The organism is Marinobacter koreensis, from assembly GCF_023156285.1.
GTDB classification, from domain to species: domain Bacteria; phylum Pseudomonadota; class Gammaproteobacteria; order Pseudomonadales; family Oleiphilaceae; genus Marinobacter; species Marinobacter koreensis.
The window spans coordinates 283806-309086 of the sequence record NZ_JAKZAJ010000002.1 but is presented as its reverse complement, the minus strand read 5'-3'; the positions used below and the strand labels follow the sequence as shown (position 1 = coordinate 309086).

Sequence of the window (25281 nt, the reverse complement as noted above, 5' to 3'; positions counted from 1 at the left end):
GGCGCCCGCAGGCGCCTTCATGAACGTAGCCCGTCCGGTCGCACTTAGCGACGAACCTGGATACGTGCCTCGACCCGACGGTTGGCGGCGCGGCCTTCGGCGGTGTCGTTGGAGGCAATCGGATCGGATTCACCGTAACCCACCGCGTTGACGCGGTCCGGATCAACACCCAATGGTCCGGTCAGCCGACGGGCTACGGCCTCTGCGCGGCGCTGGGACAGGAACTGGTTGTATTTCGCCTCGCCCCGGTTGTCCGTGTGACCGGCGATTTCGACGAAGGTTTCCGGGTTCTCCTTGAGGAAGTCAGCCACCCTCTGAATTTCAGAATCGTAAGCATTGCCGATCACAGAACTGTTGGACGGGAACTTCACCTCGATGGTGAACGTCTGGACGGTTTCGGTGACACCCTCACAGCCCTGTTCGTCTACCTCGGCACCCGCCGTCGTGTTCGGACACTGGTCCTGACTGTTCACAACGCCATCGTTGTCGCTGTCGATCTCACATCCGCGGGCATCGACTTCTGCGCCGGTCGGAGTATTCGGGCAGGCGTCGCGGGCATCCGCCACACTGTCCATATCCGCATCCGGCTCGCAACCGGTGTCATCGACAACGGCGCCAGCCGTGGTGCCAGGGCACTGGTCGCGGGTGTTGGGGACACCATCATTATCGCTATCCGCCGGTGCAGCGGGCGTGGCCGTTCCGACGGTGCGAGAGAAGGCAAAGCTCAGGCCCAGAGACACCATGGTGTCGAAGGTGCTCTCGTCGATGCCATGGAATTCCCTCAAGTCGCCCCGAAGCGAGACGCTGTCGCTGATGTTGTAGCGAACGCCGGTGCCCAGGTTGACCCGGGTTTCATCGTGGTTGGTGCCCGCCGTACGCGGTCCGTTCGGATCGGTGCCGAAGTCGGCGTTGCCGGCACCCAGTGAGACGTATGGATTCCAGGCTTCGTCCGGTCCGGCAAAATAATAGGTACCGTCGACCCGGATTTCCTCGAAATCGGAGGAGCCAGGTACATACTTGCGATCCGCGTCGGCGCGGGAATAGACCGCCTCAACGGACCAGCGGGGCGCGAAGCGATATTCCGCACCCACGCCGAAGGTGCCGGTCTCGCTCAGATCACGGGCGTCATCGAACAGCTGGAAGCCGGCGAAGGGATTGATGTAGATGGTTTCCTGACGTTCTGCTGCCAGCACGGGCGTGGCCAGTGTCGTGGCGAGAGCTGCTACCGCGAGGGGGCGCATCATGCTCATTCAGAATCTCCTTTCTGGTCTTTTGAGGTTTGCAGGCACAATATAGAAATGCCGCTTACTTGGAAATTAGGCGATGGGGCCAAAAAACACAAAACTGCTGGCCCCTGTATTGTTTACGACAGGGAGGTGAAATACAGATGCGCACTTTTTTTGCTGAAGTTCAGAGTGTCGCCGTTGTCGAAGTGCACCTCGAAAGAGCTTTCGTCCTCATTCACCACCTGTCCGGCGCCGAAAACGGCATGACTGACACGCTGGCAATGCCAGACCGGTTCCTCCCGGGTGTCCGCCTGCGCCATGGCACCCTCCAGCGTCACACCTTCCCGTTCGGCATAGCGTTGACTGATCGGGGTAAGAGGCACGGAGAACGACAGCGGCGACTCATCCGGGCGGAGATCCAGGGCCGTCCCGAATGCCTGTGACAGCTCGAAACAGAATTCCTGGACGAACCGGCTCGGGCCCTGGTCGCCGTCCAGGTGAGGACGCTTGCTGACCGGTCGGGTGATCAGATGCAGCGACTGACGGGTACGGGTCATGGCCACATACAGCAGTCGTCGCTCGCTCTCCAGAAAGGCCCGGGCATCGTCGTGTTGCCGGGGGCTGTACGGCAGGTATTTCTCCTGCAATCCGGGGATGATCACCACGGGCCACTCCAGGCCTTTGGTCCGGTGGATGGTGGAGAGCAAAACGCCGCCCGTCTGCTTCTCGCCCGCCTGCTGTTTCAGCGTCTTCAGGTGTGCCAGTGCGCCCTTTGCATCCACGTCCAGTCCCTTGAGGTACTGCCGGAACCCCTGAATGGTATCGATGCGCTCTTCCGCGCTTTCGTGAGTCAGGGCAAGACTCCGGATGCCCTCATACAAGTCCGTGTGTTCGGCATAAACGCTGATCAGTCCGGCCACCGGGCCAGCAAACCCCTGAAGCTGTCCAAGCACCTCGCCGAGTTTGCGCAGCTTTCTGGCGGGCAGCGGACCCAGGGCATCAAACTCCATGGCCAGCAGGTACTCATGCCAGCGCCCATCCTGCGTTGCCAGTTGCTGTGCCAGATGCTCCAGCTCCGGCTCTTTCAGTCCGACGTGGGGAAACCGCAACAGCTGCCGGGCCAGATCCAGCCGGTCGGCATCCGGGAGCCTCGCCAGATGGCCGGTGACCACCATCAGCAGGGCGGTGATCGCCTGTACTTCCCGGCTGAACAAGGCGCCCTTGCCGGCATCAATCCGGTAGGGGATTTGTCGAGCCAGCAGTTTCAGTTCGATTGGAACGCTCTGGCTCCAGACCCGGAAAAGAATGGCGACACCATCCAGTTTCCCTGGCTCGATTTCGCCCAGAAGCTGCAGAACCTGATCGCTGTCGCTTTCGACACGGTGCAGGTGGATTTCGGTATCCGGTGTGCTGGGGTGCGAATGACACAGCACATCCTTGCGGCCGGTGTTGTGGCTGATCAGATGGTTCGCCAGCAGCGCCACCCGGTGGCCGTAGCGGAAGGTATAGCTCAGGGTCTGCTCCAGCGGGCTTTCGAATTCGTCACTGAAGCGCTTGAGAATGAACTCCGGTTTGGCGCCCCGGAACTCATAGATGGTCTGGTCCGGATCGCCCACAACCGTGACCCGGGCGCGGTCGCCGGCCACGTAACGCAGCAGCAGGTGCTGAATCTCGTTGGTGTCCTGGTACTCATCCACCAGAATCAGATCCATCTTGTTCCCCACCAGCCGCTGCAGCGGCGGATTCTGATGGATGGCCATCACCGGTTCATAGAGCATGTCCGCATAGCTGATGCGACTCTGACGCTTGCGCCATTGCTCGAAGCTGTGGAACAGGTCGACCAGGTACTTGTGCTTGTCCGAGTACCCCAGCTCCTCGAACACCACCTCCGCCGGCGACAACGTGGTCTTCACCAGGTCGATGAACCCTGTGGCTGTTTCCACAAAATCCTTCTTGTTGCGCCGGATCTCATCCGCCAGATCCTCCGGCGCCAACCGCCGCGTCAGCTGCCAGGCCTGAAACCCGATCTCCTGCTCGGTCAGGATCTTCTCCGAGAAGCCCGGCAGATACCCCTCCCGGACAAACCGCCTGTAAAGCCGCAGCCCCATGGCGTGATAGGTCCGGATTTCCGGCAGCGCCAGCCATGACTGATGACATACCTCCTGCAGTTTGCGTTCGAAATCCACCCGGGCGCTGCGATTGAACATCAGCACCAGCATCCGGGCCGGATCGTGTCCCTGCTCCAGCAGATAGCGGATTCGCCATGCGAGCGTGGAGGTCTTGCCACTCCCTGCCACGGCGGTAATCACCGAATGCTCGTAGCCGGCGGTAATGATCGCCCGCTGTTCATCGGTCAGGTAATCAGGCAGGTTGGCAATGTCAGGAGTTTGGGGGTTGGTCGGCATGGCCGGTATTGTAATGGGCAACTGGTAGCAGAGATACCGGTCCCGCATAATTGCGGGCAGTGAATTAAACATGATGAACGATCGTCTCCCAACTTGAGAGCGACCTTTTGACAGGCTTTCCAAAACTGTGCGGAGCCAGGGATGGCGGAGCTCAAGCGTCACATGGATGTGCTTGAGCGGGTTTTGGAAAGCCTGTCAAAAGGTTGCTGGCTCCCAGACCAGAGGACCAGAAAATGCAGATATCTGAATCGGTGAATGTCCTGGGCGAAAAGCTGGAAACCTGCGGCACCGACCCCGAAACCGGCTTCTACCGCGACGGCTGCTGCAATGTCGGCCCCGACGACCTGGGCGTTCACGCCGTCTGCGCCGTCGTCACCGACGACTTCCTCGACTTCTCCAAAGCCCGGGGCAACGACCTGAGCACCCCGAGACCGGAATTCGGCTTTCCTGGCCTGAAAGCCGGCGACAGCTGGTGCCTGTGTGCCGGGCGCTGGCAGGAAGCCTTCGAAGCCGGAAGCGCCCCGAGGGTTCGCCTGCGAGCAACCCATCGGGCCGCGCTGGAAGCGTGTGATCTCGCTGACCTGAAAGCCCACGCAGCCGACCTCAGCTGATGCCCCGGGAGGCTTCTGCGCAGACCGCCGACTGGCAGCATCTGCTGGACCGGCTTGCCGCCCTGGGCGAACGTCGCCTGGTTCTGATCGAAGGGGATCGGGACGCGGCACTTGACTGGTTAGGCCGCCTGTTGCCATCGCTGTCGTCCAGACCCGGACTCTGGGTGGGCTCACCGGAAGCCTCTCCTGACCCTGACTTGGCCACCGTTGCCCCGGGCAAAGCCCGGTCCTGGCTCGGGCGTGAACTCGGACTGGTAGTCTGGGACGGCTGGCATGGCAATCCGCCGGATGGACTCGCAGCCATTGCCGGCACCCTGACGGCCGGTGGCCTGCTGTTCTGGCTCATGCCGCCGCTGTCGCAATGGTCGGCCTGGCCCGATCCGGATTATGCCCGTACCGGCCTGGATTCGGCTCGGTATCACGCCTTCGCCGACCGGATGGCGACCATTCTGGGCGCGGATCCCGCGGTGATACGGGTGAACGCTGCAACACCGGAACAGGTTCGGCTACCGTCCTTGCCGGTTGCAGAGCGACCATTCAGCGTAGGAACCAATGCGGATCAGCAACAACTGGTAGACCAGCTGGTGACCTTCGGCCTTGGCCGTCGTCGCCGTCCGGTCGTGGTGACGGCCGATCGCGGTCGCGGCAAATCGGCTGCCCTGGGCATGGCGGCTGCAAGGCTCCTGCAGCAGGGACGGCAACGGGTGCTGGTCACCGCGCCCAGCCGGGTAAGTGTGGCCACGCTGTTCCGGCATGCGCGGGAAACGCTCGGCGATGAGCTGGCAGCGGAAGACGATGGTCGGCTGCTCTGTGTTAACGGCGGGGAGCTGAATTTTCTGCCCGTTCAGGCTTTGCTGGCGGAGCGTCCAGACGCGGAAGTGGTCCTCGTCGATGAGGCCGCCGCCATACCGCCCCATACTCTGAAACGTATACTCACGGGCTGGCCGAGAGTGGCTTTCTGCTCCACCGTACACGGGTACGAAGGCGCCGGGCGCGGGTTCAATATCCGTTTCCGGGCCATACTGGAGAGTGAAACGCCACGGTGGCAGGGGCTTACCCTGCGTGAACCGATACGCTGGGCGGCCGGTGATCCGCTGGAACCGTTGATTGACCGGCTCTTCCTGTTGTCTGCCAGCGGCTTTACCGGTGATCTGACTGATCCCGGGATCGGGATCGAGCGCTGGCAGCCGGCTGGAGCCACGGAGGCAGAGCGAAACGAGGCCTTCGGCCTGCTTGTTGATGCGCACTACCGCACGACGCCGGCAGACCTCCGCCAATGGCTGGACGATCCTGCAGCCGTAAGCTGGGTCGCCCGTTGCCAGGGGCATATTGTCGGCGTGCTCTGGGCGGCAAGGGAGGGCGGCTTGCCGGAAGACCTGGGGGCGCAGATCGCCCTGGGGGAACGGCGAGTGCGCGGCCACCTGCTTCCGCAGTCGCTGGCGTCGCACGCCGGCTTTCCCGAGGCGGCCTGTCAACGTACTCTCCGGGTAATCCGGATTGCCGTGCGCAATGACCTGCGACACGGTGGAGTTGGCCGACGGCTGGTTCTGGCGGCGCGCAACTACGCAGTCAGTGAGGAGCTGGATACCCTGGGCAGCAGTTTTGGTGGTACCCCGGAGCTCCTGGCTTTCTGGCGCGCCTGCGATCTGGCGTTCGTCCGACTCGGATTCCAGCAGGAGGCGACCAGTGGCGAGTATCCCTTTCAGGTGTTGTCCGGAGTGAGTGTTTCGGGTATCGACCTGGTGTCGCGCCTGCGCTCACGGCTGGCCAGGTACTGGACCGCCTACCTGGCTGGCCACTGGCGTGATCTGTCGCCCGAGCTGGTGATGGCGCTGACCCGGGCCTTGCCGGCAACCGGCCGCCTGGACGGGGACGATCATCGGGACCTGTTTCATTTCGCGCGCGGGCATCGCGGATTCGACCTGTGTCTGCCGGTGCTGCAGGTATTGAGCCAGTGCCCGGGCGTGATTGAATGGCTGGAACGGTCAGAAGATGCTCTGTTGTGGGCGGAATCTGTGCTGCAGCAACGTTCATGGCCGGAACTGCAGGTATCCGGCCGGTGCCTTGGACAGCGCGATGGTGAAGACCGTTTGCGGTCAATGGTTCGCGAACTTCTGCAAAACGGTCCGGAGTTGTGAACCGCTCGATTTAAATCCCCGCCGGTGCTGATCAGAATAGGCCAAATTCTGATAACCGATAACAACAGAGACCGTTGATATGGCCAAGGGACCCGGCGCTGCCCGCTCATTTCTGCTTACGTTTGTCATTCTCGGGCTGCTGTCCGGTTGCGCCTCGGACTCCGGCCACAGCAATCTGCAACATCAGACCCGCGCCCAGAACGACACACCACTGATGGACTCGGCGCGCTCCGGCGATCTGGAGGCTGTCGTGGCACTGGCGGAGGCTGGTCATTCTCTCAATACCGTCACTGAACAGGGTACGCCGCTGATGGCGGCGGTATCGGCGGGCGAAGACCGGGTTGCGTGGTACCTGCTGTCGGAAGGCGCCGATCCGGATCTGGCCGGGCCTGATGGAGAAACGCCGCTGATGGAAGCGGCTGCTTCGGGCAGCCGCAGGCTGGTGCAACTGCTGTTGTCTGCGGGTGCCCGGGTCAACGCCGTTGATCGCAATGGCTACACGCCGGTCATCCGAGCTGCGGAGGAGGGCAATCTGGCCGTGGTCAAAGTGTTGTTGACGGCTGGCGCGAACGTCAATGTCAGTCAGGGTGGCGAATCCCTGCTAATGAAAATCGTGGGCAGCGGCGATCTGCTGACCGCCGAAATGCTCCTGGCGGCCGGTGCGGACGTCAACTACCGGGCAGCTGACGGCAGTACGGCACTGGACCGCGCCAGGGCCATCCAGAACCAGGATCTGGAAATGCTCCTGGTGCAGGCGGGCGCCCGCCCGTAGTCATCTATTGAAGCTGCATGGGATCGGTTTCATCGTTCCACTGGGGCTCGAAATGAGCCTCGATCACCTCTTCCGGTACGTCGCCGACCGACGTATATGACCAGGCAGGGCTCTGGTCCCTGTCCACCATCCTTGCCCGGATGCCCTCCGGCAAATCAGGCCGGCGGCAGCATTCCCTGGCCATCGCCAGTTCCATCCGGAAAACGTCTTTCAGGGACATCTGCTGGGCCTTGCGGAGCTGGGTCCAGACCAGCCAGGCAGACACCGGACATCCGCCCTGGAGGTTTTCGATGCAGGCTTTCCACCAGTCGGTGTCCGCTTCGGACGAGAGCAGGCGATCGATGATATCGGGCAGGTCGGTGCCGGCACTGAGGCGGGCGATGGTCTGCTCGTGACGCTCGAGGTTGCTGGGAGGCAACGCATGGTAATCGGGTGCATGCATCTGGTTCAGCAGACGAAAGAGGCGGTTATCGTCGGCAGGCGGGTCGCCGGTCCAGCGTTGCTCCTGGAGCTGGCGCAGCAGAGGTTCCCGGTCTTCCGGGAGCAATGCCATATCCGCAAGGCCGACACGGAGCGTATCGGTGATATTGAGGCGGGCGCCTGTGAGCCCCATGAAAAGGCCGAGCCTGCCGGGCAGGCGATTCAGGAACCAGCTTGCGCCCACGTCGGGAAACAGACCAATCGCGACCTCGGGCATGGCCAATACGAGATCCGGTGTGACCAGGCGATAGCGACAGGCAGACAACAGGCCCAGGCCGCCACCCATGACGATGCCGTGGCCGATGCCGACGACCGGTTTCGGAAATCGGTGCAGACTGTAGTCCAGCCGATACTCATGGCTGAAGAATTGTCCCGGGAGATCCGGATCCTCGCCGCCGATCATGGCGTCGTACAGTTGTCGAAGGTTGCCGCCTGCGCAGAACGCCCGTTCGCCCGCCCCCTGAACGACGACCAGGCAGATGCTGTCATCGTCTGCCCATGCATCCAGTGCCCGTTGGGCCTGATCAATCATGGTTGTGCTCAGGGCGTTCAGGGTTGCCGGGGCATTCAGCGTAAGCAGGCCAAGCTTGCCTTCCAGGCAGGGGAGTTCCTGCAACTCAATGGACATAGAAGTCTCCGCTTCAGGTCGGACAAAATCCGGGTCTGGGATCGAAACGTACTCTGTCATCAAGTGGCAATTGCCGTAAAGAGGACAAATGTCGCAACGACAACCTTGACGGATCACATTTGAGCCTCGTGTTTGGTGTGCTATAAGTGACTCCCATGAATGTGCGGTGACAACACACCGGCCTCATTTTCTCAAAACCAAAAACACTGTTGAGAGGGCACTACCATGAAATTGAAGCATTTTGCAGTTGCGGGACTGGTTGCGGCCGTCGTTGCTCTGCCGACGGCGGCATCCGCTGCCGATATGGCAGCCGGAAAGGCCAAGGCTACGTCTGTTTGCGCGGCATGCCATGGTCAGAACGGCGTTGCCCAGATTCCGACCTATCCGAACCTGGCGGGCCAGAATGAGCAATACCTGGTAATGGCGTTGAAGGCCTACAAGAACAAGCAGCGCACGGGTGGTCAGGCAGCCATCATGCAGGGGCAGGCGGCTGCACTGAGTGATGAGGATATCGCCAACGTGGCGGCGTACTTCTCAAGCCTCCCCGCCGGCGGTAAGTAACTCCGGCCGCTGCGTCAGCGGGGCAGTCTAGGCCGCTCCGCTGACGATCCGATAGCAGGGACGGTAGGCCTGCAGGCCCGGAAGCTTCATCCGGTCCTGGGCGACAAACTGCTCAAGCATGGCCTCGAGCGGTTTGATCAGAGTCGGGTCCCCGGCGATTTCGAAGGGGCCTTTCTCCTGAATCTGCCGAATCCCGTTTTCCTTTACATTCCCGGCGACGATGCCGCTGAATGCCTTGCGAAGATTTGCTGCGACCAGGTGGACGGGCTGGTCCCGATGGAGTTCGAGCGCCCGCATGGTGGCGTGGTTGGGGTCGAACGGGAGCTGGAACACCGGATCGATCTTCAGCATCCAGTTGAAGTAGTAGGCGTCCTGCATGGCCCTGCGAAAGGTCTCCACTTCTTTCATGCCTTTCTTCATGGTTTGCGCCACGCGAACCGGATCATCAATGATGATGTCGTATTTTTCCGCCGCTTTGTCGCCAAGGGCATTGCGGATGAACTTGTCGATCATTTCGAAGTATTCCGCGTTTTCAGGGCGTCCGGTAAAGATCACCGGGAACGGCAGGTCGGCGTTGTCCGGATGCAGCAGGATGCCGAGCAGATACAGGATTTCTTCGGCGGTGCCTACGCCCCCGGGAAAGACGATCACGCCGTGGCCACAACGAATAAACGCCTCTAGCCGCTTTTCGATGTCCGGCATGATTACCAGTTCGTTGACAATGGGGTTCGGGGCTTCGGCGCCGATGATCGCCGGTTCGGTAATGCCCACGTAACGCCCGTTACGGACCCGTTGCTTGGCGTGGCCGATGGTGGCCCCCTTCATAGGCCCTTTCATGGCACCGGGACCGCAACCGGTAATGATGCTGAGGCCGCGCAGGCCCAGTTGGTGGCCGATCTCCTTGCTGTACTGGTATTCCGAGTGGCCAATGGAGTGACCACCCCAGCACACCACCATATCCGGCTGCCGCCCCGCCTGCAGGACCCCGGCGTTGCGGAGGATGTGGAAGACCAGGTTGGTGATGTCATCGGGATTGTCCCGTCGGAACCCGGGTACGGTCTCCGGGATGGAGTGGGTGTAGATGATGTCCCTGAGTACCGAAAACAGGTGTTCCCGAATGGCCCTGAGCATTTCTCCATCCACAAACGCGTGGGCCGGGGCATTGATCAGCTCCAGTTTCACACCGCGCGGCTGGGGGACGAGGCGTACGTCGAAATCGGCGTGCATCTCCATCAGGGCCTTGCAATCGTCAGTTTCAACGCCGGTATTGAGCACCGCAAGCGCGCATTGGCGGAACAGCCGGTACAGCCCTCCCTCGCTTTTATCCTTGAGTCGGTTGACCTCGTGGTTGGACAGGATTTCAAGGGAGCCCTCCGGAGAGACCAGGGCGGTGATCGTGGATTCGCTCATGTAACAGTGATACTCCTGATGGTTTCGACCGTGCCGGATTTTGAGGCAATCCGACAAACAGGTACACTAGGCGCTTTCCGCTTTATACGCCACCCGACAAAACTCCGATCTATGAAACTGTTAATCCGTCCCGCTCCGGAAGTCGCCATCAAAAGCAAGCCCGTGCGCCAGCAACAGATGCGTCAACTCCGTCAGAACGTTCGCAAGCTGCTGGTTCGGCTCGATTCCGATATTGACGTCACCGGGACCTGGGATCGGGTCGACGTGGACGTCCCCGATGATCGTGGATTGTACGGATCGGTGATTGATGTGCTGATGCGTGTGCCCGGTATTTCCAGCATCCAGGAAATTGCCGTCTATCCGCTGACTTCCCTGGAGGATATTGCGGACAAGGCCGTGGCGGCCTATGCCGGTCTGCTCGACGGCAAGACCTTTGCCGTCCGTGCCAAGCGCCTGGGAGATCACGATTTCCGTTCGATCGATATCGAACGCGCAGTTGGCGCGGCGTTGCTGAACGCTTATGAAACAGCCGGTGTGGATCTCAAATCTCCGCAGGTGGAAGTCCGGGTGGAGGTCAAGGAAGACGGTTTTCACGTCTCCCGACGCAAACATCCTGGGCTCGGGGGGTATCCGCTGGGCTCTGTGGAGAGCGTCATGACGCTGATTTCCGGAGGCTATGATTCCTCGGTCGCGGCGTACCTGATGATGCGTCGGGGGCTACGGAGTCACTTCCTGTTTTTCAACCTCGGAGGCACCGCGCACGAAGTCGGGGTGCGTCAGGTGGTCCATTACCTCTGGGAACGTTATGAGGCCTCTCACAGCGTTAAATTCATCTCCGTACCCTTTGACGGAGTGGTGGCGGAAATCATGCGCTCGGTCAACCATCGCCACTGGGGCGTGGTGCTCAAGCGCCAGATGCTCAAGGCCGCCGCCGAGATCGCCGACACGCTGAATGTGTCCGGCCTGGTGATGGGCGATGCGGTTGCCCAGGTGTCCAGCCAGACCCTGTCGAACCTCAACGTGGTCGACCGGGCCTGTGAACAGGTGGTGTTGCGTCCGCTCATCGCGATGGACAAGCAGGAGATTATCCGGATTGCGCACGACATCGGGACCGAGTCCTTTGCCCGTAACATGCCGGAATACTGCGGTGTGATTTCCCAGAAGCCGGCGACCCGGGCAAAACTTCATCGTGTTGAGGCCGATGAAGCCGAAATGGATCCGGCGGCTCTGGCGCAGGCGATCGAGAACCGGGAGGAAACGCCGGTGAATCGGCTCCTTGAATCAACCTCGACGCCGGAAGAAGTGGAATTGGTTCAGACCCCCGGGGTAGATGACGTCATCATCGACGTCCGCCATCCGTCCGAGGAAGAGCGAGCCCCTCTGACGCTGACCAACAACCAGATCCTGAAAATTCCGTTTTACGAGCTGAACCAGCAGATCGACACGCTACCCCGGAACCGGCAGTACCTGCTGTACTGCGACCGGGGCTCGATGAGTCGCATGCATGCCGGTCATCTGAAGGCCGAAGGGCACAACAACGTCAAGGTCTACACTCCGGCCTCCTGAGGGACGGTCAGCCCTCCATGCCCTCGAAGAACTGCTGTACGTTGGTGGTCAGCGCCTCCAGGTCGTAGCCGCCTTCCTGCACCACCAGTGTGGGCAGGCGCAACTCCCGGACTTCGGTACTGAGCCGGTTGAAGCCCTCTGAAGACACCGACACCTTGGCCTGCGGGTCGTTCTTGTAGACATCGAAACCGAGGGTCAGGATGAGTGCATCGGGCTGGAACAGCCGGATAGCCGTCAACGCCTCGGCCACCTTGCCGAAGAAATAATCCTCGCTGGAGCCGTGGGGCATGGGCATATTGATGTTGTATCCGTACCCGTCACCTTCACCACGTTCATCCTCGAAGCCGGTCACTACCGGGTAGAAGTTGGTCGTATCGCCGTGGATGGAGATGTACAGGACATCACTGCGGTCGTAGAAGATTTCCTGGATGCCCTGGCCGTGGTGCATGTCGGTGTCCAGGATCGCAATTTTCGGGAACCGGGACTTCATGTGCTCTGCGGCAATCGCGGCATTGTTCAGGTAGCAGAAGCCGCCGGCGGCGTCTTTCCGGGCATGGTGCCCCGGCGGACGACAGACGGCGTAGGCGGTGCGTTCCCCGGCAATCAGGGCGTCCGCGGCCCCGAGGGCGGTCTGGGCGGACCAGTAAGCGGCCTCCCAGGTATGCTCGCCGATGGGACAGCTGCCATCGGCCAGGTAGCGTGCCGCCTCGGCCAAAACGCCCCGCATGGCATTGGGGGAACGGACGAAGATGTTCGACATGACCTCATCGCCCCAGTCGCCCATTTCCATCCAGCGCCGGTGCGCGGATTCCAGGAATCTCAGATACCCCAGATCGTGGACCTTCGAGATAGGGCCGGCGCCCTGGTCTGCCGGTTGAAGCACGGAAATGCCCATGTCTTTCAGCCCCTTGAGCATCAGCTCCGTACGAGCCGGGATCTCCTGCGGCTCCCGCATCTGGCCACGGGTAAAGTAGGTCTTGGGTACGTGCAGATCCTGAGAAGGATGGAAATACGCTTTCATGGTCCGGGCTCCTTAAATTCTGATTCTCCGAGTATAGGCAGTGTCGGAGTCGCGTCAAAAACCGGGCCTTGACTTTACAGTCTTAGACTCAAGATCCACTATGAAAGACATGAATCACTGACGCAACTCGTCCCGTGGTCGGGGCGTCGCCAATTTCAGAAAAGGAGCCGAGATGATTGAGTCACCACTGCTGGACAAGCTTACTGGCTACATCGGCGGTCGCTGGACGGATAATGCCCAGGGCAATACCTTCGATGTCTACAACCCCGCCACCGGCGAGGTGATTGCAAAAGTTCCCTCGATGCCCGAAGACGATGTGAAGGCGGCAGTGGAGGCCGGGCAGTCGGCACTCAGGCTGACCCAGCCCTATCCGATCGAGACCCGCCGCAAGTGGCTTGAGGACATCCGCGATGCACTGAAGGACAACCGCGAGGAAGTAGGGCGGATTCTGTGCATGGAACATGGCAAACCCTGGAAAGAAGCGCAGGGTGAAGTAGATTACGCGGCTGGTTTCTTTGATTACTGCGCCAAGCACATTCAGGCGCTGGATGCCCACACCATTCCGGAGAAGCCCAAGGACTGCACCTGGACCGTGCATTATCGCCCGGTTGGTGTGACCGGTCTGATCGTGCCCTGGAACTTCCCGATCGGGATGATCGCCAAGAAGCTGTCCGCCGCCCTGGCGGCCGGTTGCCCCTCCGTGATCAAACCGGCCAGTGAGACACCACTGACCATGGTGGCCCTGTTCAGCCTGATGGACAAACTCGACCTGCCGGACGGCATGGTCAACCTGGTGATGGGCAAGGCCAGCGTCATTGGGAAGGTCCTGTGCGAGCATCCGGATGTGACGATGTTGAGCTTTACCGGTTCCACCGAGGTCGGCCGGAAACTGATCCTCGATACAGCAGACCACGTGAAAAAGCTGGCCCTGGAACTGGGTGGCAACGCCCCGTTCATTGTCTTTGAGGATGCCGATCTCGATGCGGCGGCCGATAACCTGATCGCGAACAAGTTCCGCGGCGGCGGCCAGACCTGTGTCTGTGCCAACCGGATTTTCGTGCATGAGAAAGTGGCGGATGCCTTCGGTGAGAAGTTGGCGGAGCGAGTCAACAAGATGACCGTCGGCGATGGCATGAAAGAGGGCATCGACATCGGGCCCCTGATTAACAAACAGGGCTTCGACAAGGTGAAGCGCCACCTGGAAGACGCCCTCGACAAGGGTGCCGATCTGGTCGCCGGCAAGCAGCCTGGCGAGCTGGGCGACGGTCTGTTCTTCCCGCCAACGGTTGTTCTGGGTGTTAACCGCGACATGTGCTGCTACCAGGAGGAAACCTTCGGACCACTGGTCCCGATGGCGCGGTTCCGCACTGAAGAGGAAGTCATCAAGGCCGGTAACGACACCGAGTTCGGTCTGGCATCGTACGTGTTCACCGCGGATGCCGAGCGTGCCCAGCGGGTGGCGGCCGGCCTCCGGTTCGGCCACGTTGGCTGGAACACCGGTACCGGTCCGACACCGGAAGCGCCGTTCGGTGGCATGAAGGCCTCCGGCATCGGCCGCGAAGGCGGCCTTGAGGGCCTGTTTGAGTTTGTGGAACCGCAAACCGTGCCAAGAGGCTTTTGATAGAAAAGCCTTCTCCCAGGTACGCAAAGCACGGGGGAGGGCGGTTGTTCAGGACTGTGTGTGGCCAGGGATGGCCACACTCAAGCGCACATGGATGTGCTCGTAGCGTGTCCTGAACAACCGCCCTCCCTCGTGCGTTTCCGCCAAACGGAAGAGGGCTGTCCCGGGCCCGACAATCGCACCCTTCCCTGTTATACTCATTTCCCTGTTTATTTAACCAGTAGCGAACCGATTTCCTATGGACGTCTCCCACATCATCGACCCCCTCAACGATGCCCAGCGCGAAGCCGTGACTGCCCAGAATGACCACCTGCTGGTACTGGCTGGCGCGGGCAGTGGCAAGACCCGGGTGCTGGTGCACCGGATCGCCTGGCTGATGACCGTGGACCGGGTGCCGCCGACCGCCATTCTGGCGGTGACGTTCACCAACAAGGCGGCGCGGGAGATGCGCTATCGGGTCGAACAGATGATGCAGATCCCGACTCGCGGACTGTGGATCGGCACGTTTCACGGCATTGCCCACCGTTTGCTGAGGGCGCACTGGCAGGATGCCGGTCTTCCGGAGAATTTCCAGGTGCTGGACAGTGACGATCAGCTGCGGCTGATCAAGCGGGTGATGCGGGAAAACCAGATCGACGAGAGCCGGTGGCCGCCAAAACAGGCCCAGTGGTTCATCAACAGCCAGAAAGACGAGGGGCTGCGTGCGGATCACATCCAGGAGAACCCTGGCGATCACTTCACCTCGACCATGCTGAAGATCTACCGCCAGTACGAAACCCTCTGCCAGCAGGGTGGCCTGGTGGATTTCGGTGAGCTGCTGCTCCGGTCCCACGAGCTCTGGCTCCATAAGCCGGAACTGTTGGCTCATTACCAGAGTCGTTTCCAGCACATGCTCGTAGACGAGTTCCAGGACACCAACACCATCCAGTACGCCTGGTTGCAGGTGCTGGCGAGCAATCGGGTGCCCTTGACGGTAGTCGGTGATGACGACCAGTCGATCTATGGCTGGCGGGGCGCGAAAATCGAGAACATCCAGCAATATCAGCGGGATTTCCCCAATGCCCGGCTGGTTCGGCTGGAGCAGAACTACCGATCGACGCAAATGATCCTGAAGGCGGCCAACTCGGTCATCGCCAACAATCAGGGGCGTCTGGGCAAGGAACTCTGGACGGACGGTCCGGACGGAGAGCCGATCAGTCTGTACGCCGCGTTCAACGAGCAGGACGAAGCCAACTACATTGCCGACAGTATTTCCGCGTGGGTGGATGAAGGGAATCTGCGCAGCGAAGTCGCCATCCTGTACCGCTCCAACGCCCAGTCCCGGCTGCTCGAAGAGGCACTGATGCGCCAGGGTATTCCTTACCGGGTTTACGGCGGGCTGCGGTTCTACGATCGCCAGGAAATCCGCAACGCCCTGGCGTACCTTCGATTGGTTCATTACCGTCGCGACGATGCCGCATTCGAGCGGGTGGTCAATGTGCCAACCCGGGGCATCGGTGCCAAGAGCCTGGCGGAGCTCCGGGAATACGCCACCGAGCAGGGAATTTCGCTCTGGGAATCGTCGGAACGACTGCTGGAGGCAGGGCAGGTCAAAGGCCGTGCGAAAACCGGTCTCCAATCCTTCCTCGGGATCATCAATAGCCTGTCAGAGATGGTGGACCACGCCTCCCTTCAAGGCCTGATGAAACAGACTCTCGAAGTCAGCGGGTTGAAGGATTATCACGCCAGTGAAAAGGGTGAGAAAGGCCAGGCCAGGGTGGAAAACCTCGAAGAGCTCGTCAATGCGCTGTCTGATTTTGAGGTCGAAGAAGGTGTCGATCCGCTGTCGGAATTCATCGCCCAGGCGGCATTGGACGCCGGAGAGTCCCAGGCCGATGCCCACGAGGACAGCGTACAACTGATGACCCTGCACTCTGCCAAGGGGCTGGAGTTCCCGCTGGTATTCATGGCCGGCGTGGAAGAAGGCCTGTTCCCCCACAGCATGTCGCTGGAAGAGCCGGGCCGGATGGAAGAAGAACGCCGACTGGCCTACGTGGGTATTACCCGCGCCATGAAAAAGCTGGTGCTCACTTACGCCGAATCCCGCCGCCTGTATGGCCAGGAAAAATTCCATGCCCTGTCCCGGTTCGTCCGGGAAATCCCCGGTGACTGCCTGCAGGAAGTGCGCCTGAGAAACACCGTCACCCGGCCAGCGATGGTGGAACGCCCGAATGAGTCGCTGTTCAGCCAGGACTCGGCTCAGCAGTCGGGTTTCAGTCTCGGCCAGCGGGTCCGGCACCCGAAATTCGGAGAAGGGATCGTGATGAACTCCGAGGGCACCGGCCATCACACGCGCGTGCAGGTGAACTTCGACGATGGCGCCAAATGGCTGGTGCTGGCTTATGCGCCGTTGGAGGCCTGCTAGTTATAACCAACCCTTGCGCTTGAAATACCAGTAGGGCGCAATCCCGGCCAGAATCATCAGCCCGATGGCGCCAGGGTAGGCAAACTGCCATTGCAGCTCCGGCATGTGCACGAAGTTCATTCCATAGATGCTCGCGACCAGAGTTGGTGGCAGGAAAACCACCGCCGCGATGGAGAAGATCTTGATGATCTGGTTCTGCTCAATGTTGATGAACCCCTGGGTGGAATCCATCAGGAAGTTGATCTTGTCGAACAGGAACGTGGTATGGGACATCAGTGTTTCGATGTCCCGGTTGATCTCCCGGAGGGTTTCCCGGAGTTCGCCTTCTTTGCTCAGATGACGCAGCAGGAATGAGATGTTGCGCTGGGTATCCATCAGGCACAGGCGGGTTTTTCCGTTACTGTCTTCCAGTCGCGCCAGGCGGTTAATGGCCTCGTCCAGCTCAGAGTCCTCGTCCTCCAAAACCAGGTAACTGACTTCCTCCAGCTGCCGGTGGAGGTCTTCCAGGCCGTCGGCATGATTTTCCACCTTCTGCTCAAGAAGGGTCACCAGCAGGCCCGAAGGGTCCAGCGCTTCGACCTGGCCGCGGCGGGCTCGCATTCGTAACAGGCGGAAGTCGGCCAGTTCACCCTCCCGCACCGTGATCAGGCAGTTGCGTTGCAGGATGCAAGCCACCGACACCGTGGTATGGCGGCCGTCGGCCTGGGTCAGGAACAGGGAGTGGACGTGGATGCCGGCCTGGTCGACAAAGCAGCGGGCGGAGGCTTCGATTTCCTCGACGTCGTCAAGTTCGGGTACATCGGTCTTGAGCAGCCCCTGCAAAATCTGCCGTTCGTCTTCATCCGGCTCGTAGGCGTCGATCCAGTCGGCCTCGTGGAGGCGTTCCCGGACCGATTCGGGGGGGATGTCCAGCTCCTTGATCAGGCCGTTGACGATCTTGAAGAATCTCAGCATGGGCCGCTCCTGCTCTGTCGATTGGATCAGTTCATGAGTACAGCATAGATGACCGCGGCAAGGATCAGGCGATAGATGACGTAGGGCCACATGCCCACCTTGTTGAGCCACTTCAGGAAGAAGTGAATCGCGGTGATCGCCATGATAAACGAGGTGATGCCGCCGGTCAGGAAGCCGCTCCAGTCAACGGCGACATCGGAGGTGGCCACCTCAAGCAGCTTCACCGACGCTGCCAGCACAATGATGGGGATCGACAGCAGGAAAGAAAAGCGGGATGCTGCTTCCCGGGTCATGCCGAGGAACAGTCCGGCGGTAATGGTCACCCCGGAGCGGGACGTGCCGGGAACCAGAGCCAGGGCCTGGGCGAGACCGACGATCAGGGCATCCTTCCAGCTTAGCGAATCCATCGTGCGGTGGCGGCTCGGCCGCCAGTCGGCAACCCCGAGCAGGATGCCGAAAATCAGTGTGGTGGCAAAGATAATCGTGGGCGACCGGAGCACGGTGTCGATCAGATCGAGCAGGGCCAGTCCGGCCAGGCCTGCGGGGATGGTGCCGATCACAAGATACCAGGCAAGAGCGCCCTGACCGACCAGTTTGCGTCTCGACAGCGACACCAGCCCATCCCGGGCGATACCGAACACATCGCGGCGGAAATACAGCACCACCGCCAGTAGCGTCCCGAAGTGCACCGACAGGTCGAACCCGACGCCCTGGTCGCTCCATCCGAAAAATACCGGTGTCAGGATCAGGTGGGCGGAGCTGGAAATGGGCAGGAATTCGGTAAAACCCTGGAGCAGGCCAAGGAAAAGGGCGTGGGAAGATTCCATAGAGTGCTGTCCGTTACAAGGTTCGGGTAGGCGGCCGAGAGCCAGCGTGGATAGTAGCAGGCTATCCAAGAGTCTTCATTACAGCTTTGTCAGAAGCCAACCAAAGTAGCATTTCGCCTTTACGCACGGGGCTATAGGTTGGAATCAAGCCATCAAGAATGACGATAACAACAATGATGAATCTTTTCCGGCGTTACCCCCTTCCGGTTATCGTGATCGCGCAGCTTTTCGGCACCTCGTTATGGTTCAGTGTGAACGGTGTCTGGCTCTCGTTTTCCCGGGAGCTGGTGTTGACCGAGAGCGATCTGGGGCTGATGACGCTCTCGGTCCAGGCCGGTTTCATCAGCGGCACCCTTCTGCTGGCGGTCACCGGTCTCGCCGACCGCTTTGGTGCCAGTGTCATGTTCGCGGTTGCCAGCGTGGTCGGTGCGTTGGTCAACGCAGGATTCATTCTTGCCGCGGGTGTCTTTCCACTGGCACTGGTATTGCGATTTCTGACGGGGCTTTGCCTGGCGGGCATCTACCCGCTGGGCATGAAAATGGTGATTGCGTGGACACCCCGCTACGCGGGGGCCGCGCTGGCCTGGCTGGTGGGCATGCTTACGCTGGGTACCGCATTGCCTCATCTGATGCGGGGCGCAACACTCGGAATGCCCTGGCAATGGCCGCTGGCGGGTGCGTCGGTGTTGGCTCTGATCGGCGCTGGCCTGATCTGGCGTCTGGGCGATGGTCCGCACCTGCCGAAAAGTGCCGGGCCGGTACCGCTTCGGAAAGGCCTGGTTGCGCTGGGCATGCCGCGTTTCCGGGCTGTCGCTGGTGGGTACATGGGGCATATGTGGGAGCTCTATGCGTTCTGGATGCTGACACCGCTGCTGGTCGGAAGGGAGCTGGACCGGCTGGCGCTCCCTGATTCGCTCGTTCCCTGGCTGGCGTTCGCGATCATTGCTTTGGGCTCGCTCGGGTGCATCGGCGGTGGCCGGCTGAGCCGGACCCGGGGCAGTGAGTGGGTCGCCAGGGTTGCCCTGACGACCTCCGGGGTATTCTGTCTGATCTACCCCCTGATCAGCGGCCTGCCTTCCGGCTTCCTGCTGCTGGCCCTGTGTTGCTGGGGGGTTGCTGTCGTTGCCGATTCGCCCCAGTTTTCCGCCCTGGCTGCTGCCAATGCCCCTCGGGAATTCGTCGGCTCGTCCCTGGCAGTCATGAACGCCATCGGTTTCGGCCTGACCCTGCCGGCCATCTGGCTGACCAGTGGTCTCTGGCAATCCCTGGGTGTGTGGGTGGTGTGGATTCTGGTGCCCGGCCCGATTCTCGGCCTGTGGTCGCTTGCGGCCAGCAGGCGCCCTGCCTAGACTCAGAAAAGCCGGACGGTCATGACAGGGAGAAGTGGCCATGGAATTCCATACCCTTGACGGGAACGAAGCAGTCGCCTCAGTGGCCTACCGTCTGAGTGAGACCATCGCGATTTACCCGATCACCCCAGCGTCGGTCATGGGTGAACACGCCGATGACTGGTCGGCCCTGACCAGGCCAAACCTTTGGGGCGAGGTGCCGAAGGTTGTTGAAATGCAATCCGAGGCTGGTGCTGCCGGTGCTGTACATGGGGCCCTTCAGGCGGGCTCCCTGGTGACCACCTTCACCGCTTCTCAGGGGCTGCTGCTGATGCTGCCCAATCTGTTCAAGATTGCCGGTGAACTGTCGCCCTTCTGCATGCACATCGCTGCCCGCAGCGTGGCAACACATGCCCTGTCCATCTTCTGCGATCATTCCGATGTGATGACGGCGCGGGGCACCGGCTTCGCGCTGCTGGCGTCCGGATCGGTACAGGAGGCACAGGACCTGGCGGCCATCGGCCATGCGGTAACGCTGGAAAGCCGGGTGCCGGTGATGCATTTCTTCGACGGCTTCCGCACCTCCCACGAGATTTCCAAGATTGTGGCGCTCGGCGATGAGGAGCTGCGGGCGCTGGTGCCCCGTGCGGGTCTGGATGCCCACCGTGCCCGACGGATGACACCGGATCGCCCGGTCGTCCGGGGCACTTCCCAGAATCCGGACGCTTTTTTCCAGTCGCGGGAAGCCACCAATCCCTTCTACCAGGCGTTTCCCGACACGCTTGAGTCGGTGATGGAGCGGTTCGCGGACATAACCGGGCGTCGCTACCGCTTGTTTGATTACGTCGGCCACCCCGAAGCCGAAAGGGTGGTGATCCTGATGGGATCCGGCGCCGAGTGCGCCCACGAGACCGTGGACTGGCTGGTCAGCAAGGGCGAGAAGGTCGGGGTGCTCAAGGTACGCCTGTTCCGGCCGTTTGCGACCGATCGCTTTCTCCAGGCGCTGCCTGAATCGGTCCAGCAACTGGCGGTGCTGGATCGGACCAAGGAACCCGGTGCCCAGGGCGAGCCGCTGCTGCTGGAAGTGAGTGGTGCCTTGATGGAAGCCTATAGCCGGGGTGAACGCCAGACACTGCCAAGGCTGGTCGGAGGTCGCTACGGTCTGTCTTCCCGGGAATTCACGCCGGCCATGGTTTGCGCCATCTTTGATGAATTGAAGGCAGCGGCTCCGAAAACCCGCTTTACCGTGGGGGTTCGTGACGATGTCTCGCATCTTTCGCTGGAGGTTGATGCCGAGCTGGACATTGAATCGCCGGAAACCCGCCGTGCCCTGTTCTTCGGCCTGGGGGCCGATGGTACGGTCAGTAGCAACAAGGCCAGCATCAAGATCCTGGGGGAGGGTACGGACCTCTATGCCCAGGGGCATTTTGTCTATGATTCGAAGAAATCCGGGGCCACCACGGTATCCCATCTGCGCTTCGGGCCGCATCCGATCCGCTCAAGCTACCAGATTCGTCAGGCCCAGTTTGTGGCCGTGCATACCCCGCAGTTTCTGGAGCGGTTCGATGTGCTTGAGCATGCCGCTCCGGGCGCCACGGTCCTGCTCAACGTACCCTGGCCGCCGGACCAGGTGTGGGACCGGTTGTCCGTGGAGGCCCAGCGGGTTCTGGTGGAGCGCAAGGCAAGCCTGTATGTGATTGATGCGGCAGACGTCGCCGAAAAGGCCGGGCTGGAGCGGCGGATCAACACCGTTATGCAGGTCTGCTTCTTTGTCCTGGCGGACATCTTGCCCCGGGCCGAAGCCATTGACCGCATCAAGGAGTCCATTCGTCAGACCTGGGGGCGTCGCGGACCGGAGGTGGTTCGCCGCAACGTGGAAGCGGTGGATTCCGCCCTGGCCAATCTCCACGAAGTGCCGGTGCCGGACCAGGTGACGGCAACCCGAAGCCGACCGCCCCGGGTACCGGACGATGCCCCGGATTTCGTCCAGAAAGTCACACGGCTTCTACTCGAGGGGCAGGGCGACAGGCTGCCGGTCAGTGCGTTTCCACCGGACGGCACCTGGCCGACCGGCACGAGTCAGTATGAAAAACGCACCATTGCCCTCGAGATTCCGATCTGGGAGTCGGATATCTGTGTGCAGTGCAATTTCTGCGCAATGATCTGTCCGCACACGGCCATCACCAGCAAGGTGTTCGAGCCGGATGCGGTCCAGGGTGCGCCGGAAGCGTTCGAGACCGTGCCGGAAACCCAGACGTCGGAACTGGAGGGACTGGACTACCGGATTCAGGTCGCGCCCGACGATTGCACCGGGTGCGGTCTGTGTGTCGAAGTCTGCCCCGCAAAGGATCGAAGTCAGCCGAAACGCAAGGCCATCAACATGAGGCCGCTGGAAGACCATCGAACGGTTGAGGCCGAGAACCTGGCGTTTTTCCGTAACCTCCCGCCGGTGCCGCGGGACCGGATTCCCCGGGACTTCAAGGCACTGCCATTGCTGATTCCGCTGTTCGAGTATTCCGGCGCCTGTAGTGGTTGTGGCGAGACACCTTATATCCGCCTGTTGACCCAGTTGCTCGGTGACCGTTTGCTGATTGCCAACGCCACTGGCTGTTCCTCCATCTATGGCGGTAACCTGCCGACGACGCCGTACACCGTCAACCCCGATGGCCGGGGACCTACCTGGAACAACTCGCTGTTCGAAGATGCCGCAGAACTGGGGCTGGGGATGCGTGTTGGGCTGAACCAGCTGGTGACACGGGCCCGGCAACTGCTCGAGGAATTTCGCCCCGGATTGCCCGAGGCGCTCTACAGCGGTCTGACAGGGCCCTGCGCCACCATCGATGAAACCGCCCTGATCGCCCGGCGGGAGGCGGTCATCCGTCTTCGGGATTGGCTGGCGGACCAGCCGGGTGCCGAGGCCGACGAGCTGGCCAGCCTGGCGGATGAATTGTGCCCCAAGAGCGTCTGGGTGATTGGTGGGGATGGCTGGGCCTACGACATCGGTTATGGAGGGCTCGACCATGCTCTGGCCTCCGGGCAGAACCTCAAGCTGCTGGTGCTGGATACCGAGGTGTATTCCAACACTGGTGGTCAGCAATCCAAGGCGACGCCCATCGGGGCCGTGGCCAAGTTTGCATCGGCTGGCAAGGAAACCCGCAAGAAGGACCTGGGCCTGCTGGCCATGAGCTATGGTCACGTGTATGTGGCGCAAATTGCCCTGCAGTCCCACAGCAACCAGACCACCAAAGCCTTGCAGGAAGCCGAAAGCTACGAGGGGCCGGCGCTGATCATCGCCCACAGTCCCTGTATTGCCCATGGTTATGATCTGGTGCATTCGCCCGCCCAGCAACGTCGAGCGGTGGACAGCTGGGCCTGGCCTCTCTACCGTTTCGATCCCCGGCGGATTGACGATGGCTTACCGCCCCTGCAGCTGGATTCCGTACGCCAGAAAGTAACGATGAAAGAATACATGCAGGAAGAGGCGCGGTTCCGGATGCTGGAACTGCGGGACCCGGAACGGTACGAACAACTGGTAGCCGCGGCCACTGAAGCGGCCCACGACCAGCGAGAGCTCTACAAACAGCTGGCCGGTATACACTTTGAGCCCCATGAACACGTGGAATCGGACCCGGAGGAGGGCGAACGTCATGACTGAGCTGACAACCCGATGGCTCGGACTGGACCTGCGCTCGCCCCTGGTGGTGGGTGCCAGCCCGCTGACTGATGACCTGGACGCCCTGAAGGCCTGTGTCGATGCTGGCGCCGGCGCGGTGGTGATGCATTCCCTGTTCGAGGAACAGCTGGTGGCCGAGCAGATGGCGGCGCACAAGTTTATCGACTCCCAGATCAACAGAGACGCCGAGGCGCGCTCGTATTTCCCGGAGTCAGAGATTTTTGAAGTAGGGTCACACAGTTACCTCAGGCGTCTGGAATTACTCCGCAGCAAACTGGATGTGCCCGTGATTGCCTCACTCAATGGAGTTACGCCCGGTGGCTGGACCCATCATGCCCGGGAACTGGAAGACGCGGGAGCGGAGGCCATCGAGCTCAATCTTTATGATCTCGCCACGGATCCGTCTGATACCGCCGCGACACTGGAGAAACGACAGCTGGAGGTGGTGCAGGCCGTTGTGGCGCAGGTTTCTGTGCCGGTCAGCGTTAAACTGTCCCCGTTCTACTCCGCCCTGCCAGCCTTCGTGACCGGCGTGGAAGCGGCGGGCGCCCGAGGGCTGGTGCTGTTCAACCGCTTTTACCAACCGGATATGGATCTGGACGAACTGACCCTGAGCCGGGACGTGGTGCTCTCCAGCAATGCCGAATTGCCGCTTCGCCTGCATGCGGTGGCCTCTCTGTTCGGTCGCACGGGCCTTGAAATGGCTGTCTCGGGCGGTGTTCACAGTGGCGATGATGCGGTGAAAGCCATTCTGGCGGGCGCCACTGTGGTGCAGGTGGTCTCGGCGCTGCTGGCGGACGGGCCTGAAGCGCTTGGGCGGATCACCGAAGAGGCCAGTCGACAACTGGATCGAATGGGGTATAACACGCTGGCAGAAGCACGCGGGGCCCTGTCACTGGACAACGCCCCCAATGCTCACACCTGGGAGCGCCTCAATTACGCGCGCCTCTTGCAGGGCTGGCGGTAAGTGCTACAGGTTCTGCTCCGGGACTTCCCGGATCCGACCGTGTTCGTCGATCGCCACGTAAACAAAGAGCCCCTCGGTGACCTTGCGGGGGGTTCGGGCGGTTCGGTCCAGTGTCCAGACTTCCACGTTGATCTTCATGGAGCTTCGGCCGATATCCACCAGTTCGCAATAACAGCCAACCTGTGACCCCACCCTCAGTGGCGACAGGAATTCCATCCGGTCCATGGCGACGGTTGCATTGCGGCCCTGGGAAATCCGCCCGGCCATAGTTGCCGCCGCTATGTCCATCTGTTTGACCAGCCAGCCGGCGAATACGTCACCATTGGCATTGGTGTCAGAGGGGAGAGGAATGACCTGAAGCGTCAGTTCGCCGCGGGGTTTTGGTTTGTCGTCGTCGTAATCGGTCATGGAGCCAGCCTGTTCTGCGATTTATTATAGTAGCTTGCATGTTAATGGCCTGCGGGCACTCTGCAAGTAAATTTACACGATCCGGGCCGATTCATCCGGGTGCCATGCGATTGTCATGTTGGTGTGGTAACCATCGGAGCAGAGCCGCGCATGAGGACAGTTTGCGCAGAGGTTTGCACCTCCTCTATATTAGGACTTTTAGTGCTTTGCCGGCGACGCCATAATTCAGGGCCTCTCCCAGCTTGGCCTCCTTCCGGGTCGCGACCTGCACAGTTACGTTT

General features: G+C 61.1%; 18 protein-coding genes. 10 read left to right on the top strand and 8 right to left on the bottom strand.

From position 1 onward, the window contains the following. Positions 1-44: 44 nt before the first annotated feature. Both MLD04_RS06495 and MLD04_RS06490 read right to left on the bottom strand, forming a co-directional pair. Positions 45-1250 (bottom strand): OmpA family protein, encoded by a 1206-nt coding sequence (locus tag MLD04_RS06495; RefSeq protein ID WP_248155932.1) that lies wholly within the window; start codon positions 1248-1250, stop codon positions 45-47. A gap of 113 nt (positions 1251-1363) precedes the next feature. Then, positions 1364-3679, bottom strand: a complete 2316-nt coding sequence (locus tag MLD04_RS06490) for an ATP-dependent helicase (RefSeq protein ID WP_248156850.1) — start codon at positions 3677-3679, stop codon at positions 1364-1366. Positions 3680-3864: 185 nt separating this feature from the next. On the opposite strand from MLD04_RS06490, the gene MLD04_RS06485 reads away from it, so the two are divergent. The 3 genes from MLD04_RS06485 to MLD04_RS06475 all read left to right on the top strand — a co-directional run bounded on the left by MLD04_RS06485 (position 3865) and on the right by MLD04_RS06475 (position 7152). Then, complete coding sequence (locus MLD04_RS06485) at positions 3865-4242, top strand: DUF2237 family protein (protein ID WP_248155930.1); 378 nt, start codon at positions 3865-3867, stop codon at positions 4240-4242. Next, positions 4242-6380 carry a tRNA(Met) cytidine acetyltransferase TmcA gene (locus MLD04_RS06480; RefSeq protein WP_248155928.1) on the top strand — a complete coding sequence of 713 codons (2139 nt, stop codon included), beginning with the start codon at positions 4242-4244 and terminating at the stop codon, positions 6378-6380. The genes MLD04_RS06485 and MLD04_RS06480 overlap by 1 nt, the downstream gene beginning before the upstream one ends. Before the next feature lie 79 nt (positions 6381-6459). Then, positions 6460-7152 carry an ankyrin repeat domain-containing protein gene (locus tag MLD04_RS06475; protein WP_248155926.1) on the top strand — a complete coding sequence of 231 codons (693 nt, stop codon included), beginning with the start codon at positions 6460-6462 and terminating at the stop codon, positions 7150-7152. A 4-nt stretch (positions 7153-7156) separates the two neighbouring features. Here MLD04_RS06475 and MLD04_RS06470 read toward each other — a convergent pair whose 3' ends face one another. Next, positions 7157-8260, bottom strand: coding sequence for an enoyl-CoA hydratase/isomerase family protein (locus tag MLD04_RS06470; protein ID WP_248155923.1), 1104 nt, complete (start codon positions 8258-8260; stop codon positions 7157-7159). A 225-nt stretch (positions 8261-8485) separates the two neighbouring features. Here MLD04_RS06470 and MLD04_RS06465 point away from each other — a divergent pair, with 225 nt between their 5' ends. Further along, positions 8486-8821: a c-type cytochrome gene (locus MLD04_RS06465; protein WP_248155921.1), complete on the top strand. Its 336-nt coding sequence runs from the start codon at positions 8486-8488 to the stop codon at positions 8819-8821. 27 nt (positions 8822-8848) lie between these two features. Here MLD04_RS06465 and ppnN read toward each other — a convergent pair whose 3' ends face one another. After that, a complete protein-coding gene (gene ppnN / locus MLD04_RS06460; RefSeq protein ID WP_248155919.1) occupies positions 8849-10231 on the bottom strand; it encodes a nucleotide 5'-monophosphate nucleosidase PpnN in 1383 nt (460 codons plus the stop codon). A gap of 111 nt (positions 10232-10342) precedes the next feature. Here ppnN and thiI point away from each other — a divergent pair, with 111 nt between their 5' ends. Continuing rightward, a complete protein-coding gene (gene thiI, locus MLD04_RS06455; RefSeq protein ID WP_248155917.1) occupies positions 10343-11797 on the top strand; it encodes a tRNA uracil 4-sulfurtransferase ThiI in 1455 nt (484 codons plus the stop codon). A gap of 7 nt (positions 11798-11804) precedes the next feature. Here thiI and MLD04_RS06450 read toward each other — a convergent pair whose 3' ends face one another. Next, a complete protein-coding gene (locus MLD04_RS06450; RefSeq protein ID WP_008939740.1) occupies positions 11805-12818 on the bottom strand; it encodes a histone deacetylase family protein in 1014 nt (337 codons plus the stop codon). A gap of 172 nt (positions 12819-12990) precedes the next feature. Between MLD04_RS06450 and MLD04_RS06445 the strand changes: the two genes are divergently transcribed. Both MLD04_RS06445 and uvrD read left to right on the top strand, forming a co-directional pair. Then, a complete protein-coding gene (locus tag MLD04_RS06445) occupies positions 12991-14439 on the top strand; it encodes an NAD-dependent succinate-semialdehyde dehydrogenase (protein ID WP_248155915.1) in 1449 nt (482 codons plus the stop codon). Between the two features lie 238 nt (positions 14440-14677). Beyond that, entirely contained in the window at positions 14678-16843 is a 2166-nt protein-coding gene (gene uvrD / locus MLD04_RS06440) for a DNA helicase II (RefSeq protein ID WP_248155913.1), read from the top strand. On the opposite strand, the gene corA is transcribed toward uvrD, so the two are convergent. Both corA and MLD04_RS06430 read right to left on the bottom strand, forming a co-directional pair. Continuing rightward, entirely contained in the window at positions 16844-17797 is a 954-nt protein-coding gene (gene corA, locus MLD04_RS06435; RefSeq protein WP_248155911.1) for a magnesium/cobalt transporter CorA, read from the bottom strand. A 26-nt stretch (positions 17798-17823) separates the two neighbouring features. Then, the gene (locus tag MLD04_RS06430) at positions 17824-18624 is read right to left on the bottom strand and encodes an undecaprenyl-diphosphate phosphatase (protein WP_248155909.1); all 801 of its coding nucleotides are present in this window, start codon (positions 18622-18624) and stop codon (positions 17824-17826) included. 173 nt (positions 18625-18797) lie between these two features. On the opposite strand from MLD04_RS06430, the gene MLD04_RS06425 reads away from it, so the two are divergent. The 3 genes from MLD04_RS06425 to MLD04_RS06415 are packed head-to-tail and all read left to right on the top strand — an operon-like array spanning position 18798 to position 24592. Then, complete coding sequence (locus tag MLD04_RS06425; RefSeq protein ID WP_248155907.1) at positions 18798-19973, top strand: MFS transporter; 1176 nt, start codon at positions 18798-18800, stop codon at positions 19971-19973. Between the two features lie 40 nt (positions 19974-20013). Next, positions 20014-23607: a pyruvate:ferredoxin (flavodoxin) oxidoreductase gene (nifJ, locus tag MLD04_RS06420; RefSeq protein ID WP_248155905.1), complete on the top strand. Its 3594-nt coding sequence runs from the start codon at positions 20014-20016 to the stop codon at positions 23605-23607. After that, complete coding sequence (locus tag MLD04_RS06415; protein WP_248155903.1) at positions 23600-24592, top strand: dihydroorotate dehydrogenase-like protein; 993 nt, start codon at positions 23600-23602, stop codon at positions 24590-24592. Before nifJ ends, MLD04_RS06415 begins: the two co-directional genes overlap by 8 nt. A gap of 3 nt (positions 24593-24595) precedes the next feature. On the opposite strand, the gene MLD04_RS06410 is transcribed toward MLD04_RS06415, so the two are convergent. Beyond that, positions 24596-25000, bottom strand: a complete 405-nt coding sequence (locus tag MLD04_RS06410) for an acyl-CoA thioesterase (RefSeq protein WP_248155900.1) — start codon at positions 24998-25000, stop codon at positions 24596-24598. Positions 25001-25281: the final 281 nt, after the last annotated feature.